Raw genomic sequence first — 9,455 nt, forward strand, 5'->3', positions numbered from 1 at the left:
ACTAACTACCGTCCTAACCTCTATAGTCCGGTAATATCCTGTTTTAGAATCTGCCACTGCCGGTATTCCATTATCCTCTAATGCCTGAAGGTAAATATCGCTTACCCCCTTAAGACTTCTTAAAAGTATGGTAATATCGCTATATTTTACCCTTCTTTTATTTTGCCCCTCTTCTGTTATTTTAAGACCATTTTCCGGGTCTGTTATTTCGAGTATTTTTTTTGCCACAAAATCTGCTTCATCTTCCCTTCCCTCTCCTTCTACCATAAAAATTTCAGTAGAATTATCCTGCTTATTAATGGATTCATCGTATTTTGCACCACATGTAAGTCCGTTTCCGTTTTTGTAATTTATCCCTCCTACTTTTTCCGTCATAATATAATTAAATATATAATTAACACTGTTTATAACTTCCCTTCTGCTTCGGAAGTTTTTATCTAAAATTATTTTACAGCAGTCTTTAGTTAAATCCTGAGAATATGTGTCATACTTATGCAAAAAAAGTCCCGGTTCCGCCTGTCTGAATCTGTAAATACTTTGTTTTACGTCACCAACCATGAAAATATTATTTACTCCCTGACCTTTTGAAACGCTGTTTAAAATATCCTCCTGAACGTAATTGCTGTCCTGATATTCATCAATCATAATTTCCTTGTAATTTTCTGCCATTTGTCTTGCCACATCTGTAGGATATACATTTCCCTTTTCATCTTCAGAAAGTAATATCTTTAAAGCAAAATGCGCCTGGTCATTAAAGTCCATTATTCCCTTTTCCCCTTTTTTATCTGCAAAACGTTTCATAAAATCAAGGGTTAATTTAATTATCATAGAGACACTGTCATGACTTTTTATAATATCAGCTGCCATTTCTTCAACAGTCTGTTCAAACAATTCCGATTCTAATTTACCAAGCCTGTCCATGGCCTTTTTCTTTATATCCTGAACCTGCTTTTTCTTTGCCTCATCACATCCCTTTGCACCTCTTAAGGTGACACTTTTAACACCTCTAAACGCCAGACGCATTTTATTATAATTATTCTGCTTTTGTATTTCAGAAATGCTTTCCATAAGCTGGGTCAATCCATCCACGCATCCCGGTCCGTCTGTTTCCATGGAAATTTTAAGTGCCGTATTTAAATCTTCTAAAATGCCATCTAACTCTAATTTGGCAAAATTAACTATTTCTCCTAAAAGCTCTGAATTTTCAAATTCTTCTAAAGTTTTAATATTATATATATTTCCGCAGTTTTTTACCCATTTTTCCGGGTCACTGTGACCGCAGGCATTTTTGTATAACTGTTCAATTAATTCTTCAATATTATCTTTAAGCCTTCCTGCCGAATACTGTTTTGCCAGACTCATAAACTTTTCATCTGCCTCTAAATAATAGTCTTCAAGCATTTCTCCTATAACATCCGCCTTAATCATTTTTATTTCGGTTTCATCGGCAATTCTGAAATTAGGATCTAAATCTATTTTGTCAAAGTTTTCCCTTACAATCTTTGCACAAAAACTGTCTATGGTAGATATATCCGCATTATGAATAAGTGAAAGCTGTTTAATAATATTTTCATTGTCAGGATTTTTTTCTATCGCTTCTTCAAGGGCAGCCCTTACACGTTCCTTCATTTCAGAAGCCGCCGCCCTGGTAAAAGTAACCACAAGAAGCTCGTCGATGTTGACATCACTTTCTTCATCAGTAATCATATTAATAATTCTCTCAACTAAAACTGCGGTTTTTCCGGAGCCGGCTGCTGCTGATACTAAAATATTCCTGTTTCTTGTATTAATTACATCTAACTGTTTATCTGTCCACTTCATATTTACTCTCCTTTATTTTCCTCAGTGTTTAGACGGCTAATAACCTGTTTTAAGTCTAATTTTTCTAATTGTCTGTATCTGTCTCCAACCTTTAGGTCAAAACCGCACACGCCACCATATGGACAGTAAGTGCAGGCGTTTTCCGTAGGATTAATCTGAATATTACCATCAATAATATCCTTTCGCATATTTTCAGCCATATCATAAACATGATTTATGAATTTCATATAATTATTGCTTTCAATCACTGTACTTCTGCTGCTTAATCCTGTTTTTGTGGTTCCTACTTTAATTATTTTAGAATTACCTGTTGCCTGTGACAATTCCTTATCAATTGCTTCTATTACATTAAAATCAGAATTTACAAGTCCACTCATTCTATAGCATTTATACTGCTCATCCTGAACTTTTTCTTCCATTAATTTTTCATCAGATACTGTTTCCTTTGTGCCTTTTTTTCTGTATTCTTCCCTTACTTTTCTTATATCCGGGCGGTCAATATATGGATTTTGAATATGGAAATAAAGTCCTGCTCCCGGAAGAACAGTTTTATCGGGATTTTTCTTTTTTTCAAATTCTATGGCATCCTTTAAATAAACCATAAGCTGCATCTGCATTCCAAAAAAGGTATCTGTAACATTAAATTCCGTTGTTCCTGATTTATAATCTATAACCTTTACAAAAATTTCGTTATTTTTTTCATAGGTATCTACCCTGTCAATTCTTCCATGAGTGATTCTAAGCTCATATTCTGACGGCACAAAATCTCCGGAATTAATATGTCTAATCAACACATCAATGGTTTTTTCTGCTGTTTCCCTAACCTGATTTTTAATAAAAATGTTACGTGCAGAACTGTCTAATGCATCATTTTCATAATTTTCCATTGTATCCACAACGCAATTATTAAGGATGGCATTATAGGTTTCCTTTTCTAAATTTTCCCAATGCAATCCTTCTTTTTGCACATTAACAAAAAACTTATTTATTACCTCATGATATAAATTTCCAATGTCATAAGCAGCTATCTCATATTCTCTTCTTTCTCCTAACTTAAGACCATTTCTTAAAAACTGGGAATAGGCGCAGGCTGCATATTTTTCTAATCTGGTTATACCTATGTTTTCCTTATCTTCGTATAGCTTTCTGGCATTTTCCCCGCTGAGATAAGGCTGTCTTCCCTTATAAAATGTTCCTTTTTTAATTAATTTAAGACACTTCTTAGCATCTGCATCATCAGATAATACGGAACAAAGAACTTCAAAAAGCCTGTCTTCCTTTCCTGATTTGTATTCTCCTGCATTGGCTGCAATATAATCTAATGCCTCTCTTTTAGTTGTTATTTCTTCAAGACTATTTGCATATTTTTCTTCATCCTTAATTTTTAAGTCTGAAAACATTTTTTGCAAATCGCTTATTAAATATGATTTTCTAATAGTCTTTCCTGCATTGTCAGTCTTACTAAGGGTAAGAATGACTTTTTCCGTAGGCTTTGCTAAAAGTGAATATAAATAAACCTTCTGCTTAAATATATTTTCTCTGGCTGTTGGGGCTAAAACAAAGCCTTCCTTTTCATCTGCTTTAAGGAAATCCCTGTCTGAATCTGTAATTATTCCACCATTGGTTGCCATTTTAGGAATAATTCCGTCATTAACTCCTAAAAAGAAAATAATCTTCTTTGTATCCTTAAGTCTTGTTCTTTCAATATCTCCCACCATAAGGGTATCTAATCCGGGAGGTATTATTCCTACTTTAGCCTCTAAAAATCCCGCCTTTAATATTTCCACATATTCCTTTGGAGAAACTGTTTCTTCCCCCATTAAATCAACAATTCTTTCAAGCATTAAAATAATAACCCCATATATCTGCTGATATTCTTTTGATAATTCAGGTTTATTATCTTTTTCAAACATATCTACGTAATCATTTATTCTTTTTTCCATGTTAGTGGAAAGAATAAAATTATAAAGTGCTAAGGTGAAATCTTTTATTGTGGCTTTTTTGTCCTTAAGAGTGGTTCTTAAAGCTAAAATGTCATTATATATTTTCTCCCTTACATTATTAACCGTAACAAGTCTCTCTTCAAATCCCTTATAACATTTTTCCCATTTAGCAGAATAACTTTTAAAACCGCGACGACCAAATCTTCTAATATAATTTTCAAAAACATCAATGTCATTTCTGTTTATTTCCAGCAAATTAAGTCTTAACATTCTCATAACAGCATCATAAGAAAAGTCCATTGCTATTACGTCAAGCACTGCTATAATCCCGTCCACAAAAGGATTAGATGAAATATCTCTTTTGTGGTCAATAAACGCCGGAATATCATATTTTTTCAGTTCTTCTTCTAAATAAATATAGTAGTTTGCCATATCTCCGGTAATTATGGCAATATCGTTGTATCTGTAGTTTTTATTTACAATTAAATCTGAAATTTTTGCCACCACAAAAACTACTTCACTGCGGGGATTTGGCAGGGAGTAGATTTCAATGGCATCATTATAATTTTCAGTTTTTTCCAATTTCTTATTTCTGAAAATGTTTTCTTCAATATGGCATAATGCTTTATTATTTTTTATTCTATAAGGAACCTTACCTTCTCCGGCAATTAATGTTTCATTTATGTTTACATTATTTCTTTTAGCTAAAGTTTTAAGCTTTGCTATGGTTTCCTTGCTTAAGGAAAACAACTCATATTTATTAAATGTGGTAAAATCTTTCTCATTTTCAGGCAAAGTAATACTTACCATAACGCCTTTGGAATACTTCATTAACAATTCCAATACTTTATACTGAATTGGCGTAAATCCTGTAAAACTGTCAAAATAAAAATAGGTATTTTTTATAATTTCAGATTGTCCCACATATTTGCAAAATATATCCAGCACATCCTCTGTTGTTATCATTTTATCCTGTATGTACTCATCAAAGGCTTTTCTAATCACTAAAATATCCTTTAGCTTATGATAAAGAGCCGGTCTTCTTCCACACAAATCAAGCATATTATCCATATCTGTATCTGATATGTAATATTGCTTAAGCTCTGACAAAACCGACTTTACCTTTTCCACAAATCCCGGCATTGCTGTTTTATTTTTGTATATAATAAGCTCCTTTTTACACTGTTCCAGCACTTTTCTTATAACAAGGGATTTCCCCAAATCATCCATTACCTTGTAATTAATTATACCCTGCTCTTCAAATATTAAATATGCCAGACGGTTAAGACTGGTAACTTCTATGTTAAAACTACCTCCTAGTCCATATTCCTCGTTAATCATTGTAAGTATCTGCTTTTGGGTTTCCATGGAAAATTGCTCCGGAACCACTGCAAGGATATTTTTATCCGGATTATTCATGGATGTATCTATTAAATTCTTATATAACAAAGTAGACTTTCCTGAGCCTGCCCTTCCTATAATAAACTGTAATGACATATTTTCCTCCCCAATATCATTTCAAAATCTATAACTTATAACTTTTGAAACACCTGATGTGTTTCTTTCTATGACTTTTGAAACGGTATAGGATTACCGTTTCAAAAATTTGCTTCGCAAATCACGCCCCTTCGGGGCTGGTCAACTACGATTTTGAAACACCTGATGTGTTTCAAAATCTATATTTAAGTATAGTATATAGGATGTGTCAATTTCAACACATACTTTTGTCATACTTTGCCCCTGACATTAATAAATTAGAATATAATCAAATTTAAAGTGAGGAGTCAGTATGGGAAAAAGTCCAAAATTCATGGTATTTCATTTAAAGGAGCTTATATACACCGTAGTATTTGTACTCCTTGGTATTGTTCTTGTGATTTCATTAATTTTTATGTTTTGTAATAGAAACAGTGATGAAAAAAAGGAAAAAAGTTCCTCAGGGCAATATGAGGCCGGAGTATATACCTCCTGTGTCACACTGAACGGAAATCCAATGGAGGTAACTGTCACTCTTGATAGCAATCACATTAATTCTATTACGGTGGACAACATAAGCGATGCGATAACGACTATGTATCCTTTAGTAGAACCAGCTTTTGAAGATATTTCAAAGCAAATTGTGGATACCCAGTCAGTAGACAATATTAAGTTTTCGGAAGAAAGCCAATATACATATTCTTTACTATACAACGCCATTGTAGACACTATTAACAAAGGTAAAAAATAACAATAGCCTTAAGTATAAAAAGACGGGAACTCCCGTCTTTTTACCTTTGCTTTTTTATTTAATTTCATCCAGCCATTCTTTAACACTGGCATCACTAGGCATTCTTAAATCTCCCCTAGGTGATACGGCAACTGTACCTACCTTTGGTCCATCCGGCAGACAGCTTCTCTTAAACTGCTGTGAGAAAAATCTCCTGTAAAAGGTCTTAAGCCATTTTTTTATAGTCTCTGTATCATATTCCCCATCAAAGGCAAGTTCTGCAAGAAACTGTATTTTTTTCGGAGTATATCCAAATCTTAACATATAGTAAAGGAAGAAATCATGAAGCTCATAAGGACCTACAAGCTCTTCTGTTTTCTGGGCTATCACTCCGTCCTTTGGTGGTAAAAGTTCAGGGCTCACCGGTGTATCTAAAATATCATACAAAATGTTGCTGATTTTTCCTTCATTTACATCTGCATAATATTTAACTAAATGCCTTACAAGAGTTTTTGGAACTCCTGCATTTACCCCATACATGGACATATGATCTCCATTATAAGTTGCCCATCCTAATGCCAGCTCCGACATATCTCCTGTTCCAATTACCATTCCATTGTATTTGTTTGCCAAATCCATCAAAAGATACGTTCTTTGTCTTGCCTGGGCATTTTCATAAGTAACATCGTGATTTTCAATATTATGTTCTATTTGGGCAAGATGCAATGTAACTGCTTCTGATATGTTAATTTCCTTAAAGTCACATCCTAATTCCTTAATTAGCTCCACTGCATTTAAGTATGTTCTGTCTGTGGTTCCAAAGCCCGGCATTGTTACTGCATGTATTCCTTTTCTGTCAAGTCCCAATGCATCAAAAGCCTTTACTGTAACAAGAAGTGCCAATGTGGAATCAAGACCACCTGAAATTCCTATTACTGCATTTGAGCATCCTGTATGTTCAAGACGTCTTCTAAGTCCCCAGGTCTGAATTTCCAATATTTCCTCGCATCTTGCATTTCTCTTATTTGTATCTGACGGTACAAAAGGTGCCTTGTCAATATATCTGTCAACTTTCACTTCTTTATTTTTAAGTTTAACAGATACATTCATATAATCCTCATTATCCGGGTTTACATAGAATGTTGTCATTCTTTGTCTTTCTGTGGCAATCTTATCTAAATCTATATCTCCATAGGTTATATTACTGCTTTCAAAACGCTTTGACTGGGCTACCATGGTTCCGTTTTCCGCTATGATGTTATGCCCTGCAAATACTAAATCGGTAGATGATTCACCATCTCCTGCATCTGAATAAATATATGCACAAATGTTTTTTGCCGACTGCATTTCCACTAACTTTCTTCTATAATCAGCCTTTCCGGTAATTTCATCACTGGCAGAAAGGTTTAATATAACATTAGCTCCTGCTAAAGCATGGTTTGTACTTGGTGGATTTGGTACCCACAAATCTTCACATATTTCAATGGCAAAGGTGAAATTCTCTATATTGCCACAATCAAAAATCAAATTTGTTCCAAATGGGATTTCTCCCCTTGTTTCACCTTTTTTAATTTCCTCTCCTGATGTAAAATGTCGTCCCTCATAAAATTCTGAGTAACTTGGAATAAATGATTTTGGCACTATTCCTTTAATTTCTCCTGCATATATTACTACTCCGCAATTATACAGTTTATTTTTATGTCTTATTGGTGCCCCAACTACTGAAACAATTTCCATATCTTTCGTATCTTTTGCTAACTCATTTATTTTTTCAAATGCCAAATCCAACATATTTTTTTGCCAGAACAAATCCGATGCAGTGTATCCTGTAATGCATAGTTCCGGAAAAACTATAAGCTGTGCTCCGTTTTTATATGCTTCTTCTGTCATTTTTGCTATTTCTAATTTATTGTGACCACAGTCACCTATAACAATTTTAGGTGTTGCAGCTGCGACCTTTACATATCCGTTATTCATTTTTTTCCTCCTTAATTAATAGGACAATTTTATCATTATACGTTAATAAATACAAATAAAAGTTTCAGGCAACAGATTAATGAACCTTAATCCTGTTTTTGTCACCTGAAACTTTTTCATAAAATCAGCTTCTTATAAATGTATTATAGCCCATTGCCCTAAGCCTTTGTTCCATTTCTACAGCATTATCAAGGCTTTTAAATTCTCCTACCCGGACTTTGTATAATCCGTCTTCGAAGACCACCATAGCCGGAAACTGCATGGCTTTAAGCTGGGCTGCCATATTATTGGCTAACTGTCCGTTCCTAAATGCTCCTACCTGAATAGTATAAACCTGGGCATCCGTGGCAGAAATTCCACTATCATCTAATGTATCAATTATGGCATCTGCAATACCCTGAGCAATTTCATTAAAATTATTATCAAATAATTCATTATCTTTATCTGAATTAATAAATCCTGCCTCAATTAAAACTGCTGGCATTTTTGTACGCTTTAAAACCACAAGATTTGGTCTTTCCACAATTCCCTTATCTTCAAAACCGATTGCCGTAAGATTTTTGTTAATGTTTTCCGCTAATTTTTCCTTTAAACCTTCCCTGTTATACACCAAAGTCTGTACTCCTGTGTAAGTATTAGGTACAGCTGAGGAATTTCTGTGGAAAGATACAAACAAATCTCCGCCTGCATTGTTGGCAATCATTGCCTTTTCAAAAGGAGTATTATATACATCAGCAGTTCTGGTATATTCCACATCAAAGCTTGCATTAGTTAAAAGCTTTCCTACTGCCATGGCAAGTGCCAATGCATCATCCTTTTCCTGTCTTCCATTAAAGTTTGCCCCCGGGTCAGAACCACCGTGCCCCGGGTCTAATATTATTTTATAAGCCATATTAAACCATTACAAAACTATTTATCATAATAGATTATGCTTATTTTTAATAATTGATACCCTTATTTTTTAGTTGTAGTGTTATTCTGTGTTGTAGTATTTTTCTTAGTTGTATTGTTGTTATTGTTGCTGTTATTTTTATTATTATTTCCATCCATATCATCAATAACATCATCTACGCCGTCTTTAATATCATTTCCAATATCATCTACCACACCGTCATTTTTTGTTCCGTTATTATCTGCATTTCCATTATTTGTGGTATCGTTAATAATACCTGAATTTGCACCGTTTTCTGTTGTAACATTCTCTGTTGTTGTGGCATTTTCATCATTGTTTGTGTTGCCACATGCTGCAAAACATAATGCAGACACTAACAATGTCATGGCTAATAAGTAAATTTTAAATGTTTTCATACTATAAATCCTCCAAATGATTTTCCATATCTTATCGGTTTTCTCAAATTTTTCTCTTTGTTTCCACCCGATAACAATATTGTTTTCACTTTTTTAATTTTTATACAAAAAATAGACTGTGTTTTATTGATTTTAATCAAAAAAACAACAGTCTATTTAAAAATTCAATAAATTAGTCTATTACATCTGCCATATTATAT

6 protein-coding genes are annotated in these 9,455 nt (G+C 33.7%); 1 reads left to right on the plus strand and 5 read right to left on the minus strand.

Going from position 1 to position 9,455, the window contains the following annotated elements; genetic code table 11:
- Together Q5O73_RS08705 and Q5O73_RS08710 are read right to left on the minus strand one after the other, a co-directional pair.
- On the minus strand, window positions 1-1,821 hold a 1,821-nt coding region (locus Q5O73_RS08705; RefSeq protein ID WP_302669488.1), incomplete at its 3' end, for a UvrD-helicase domain-containing protein.
- A 2-nt stretch (window positions 1,822-1,823) separates the two neighbouring features.
- Entirely contained in the window at window positions 1,824-5,261 is a 3,438-nt protein-coding gene (locus Q5O73_RS08710) for a PD-(D/E)XK nuclease family protein (RefSeq protein WP_302669489.1), read from the minus strand.
- 292 nt (window positions 5,262-5,553) lie between these two features.
- Here Q5O73_RS08710 and Q5O73_RS08715 point away from each other — a divergent pair, with 292 nt between their 5' ends.
- Window positions 5,554-5,991: a hypothetical protein gene (locus Q5O73_RS08715; RefSeq protein ID WP_021953174.1), complete on the plus strand. Its 438-nt coding sequence runs from the start codon at window positions 5,554-5,556 to the stop codon at window positions 5,989-5,991.
- Window positions 5,992-6,045: 54 nt separating this feature from the next.
- On the opposite strand, the gene Q5O73_RS08720 is transcribed toward Q5O73_RS08715, so the two are convergent.
- The 3 genes from Q5O73_RS08720 to Q5O73_RS08730 form a co-directional block, all read right to left on the minus strand.
- Complete coding sequence (locus tag Q5O73_RS08720) at window positions 6,046-7,947, minus strand: NAD(+) synthase (protein WP_302669490.1); 1,902 nt, start codon at window positions 7,945-7,947, stop codon at window positions 6,046-6,048.
- A gap of 124 nt (window positions 7,948-8,071) precedes the next feature.
- A complete protein-coding gene (locus Q5O73_RS08725) occupies window positions 8,072-8,839 on the minus strand; it encodes an N-acetylmuramoyl-L-alanine amidase (protein WP_302669491.1) in 768 nt (255 codons plus the stop codon).
- 62 nt (window positions 8,840-8,901) lie between these two features.
- Entirely contained in the window at window positions 8,902-9,255 is a 354-nt protein-coding gene (locus tag Q5O73_RS08730; RefSeq protein WP_021953177.1) for a hypothetical protein, read from the minus strand.
- Window positions 9,256-9,455 lie beyond the last annotated feature (200 nt).

Origin of the sequence: Eubacterium sp. AF15-50, assembly GCF_934835595.1 — a bacterium.
GTDB classification, from domain to species: Bacteria; Bacillota; Clostridia; order Lachnospirales; family Lachnospiraceae; genus Eubacterium_G; species Eubacterium_G segne.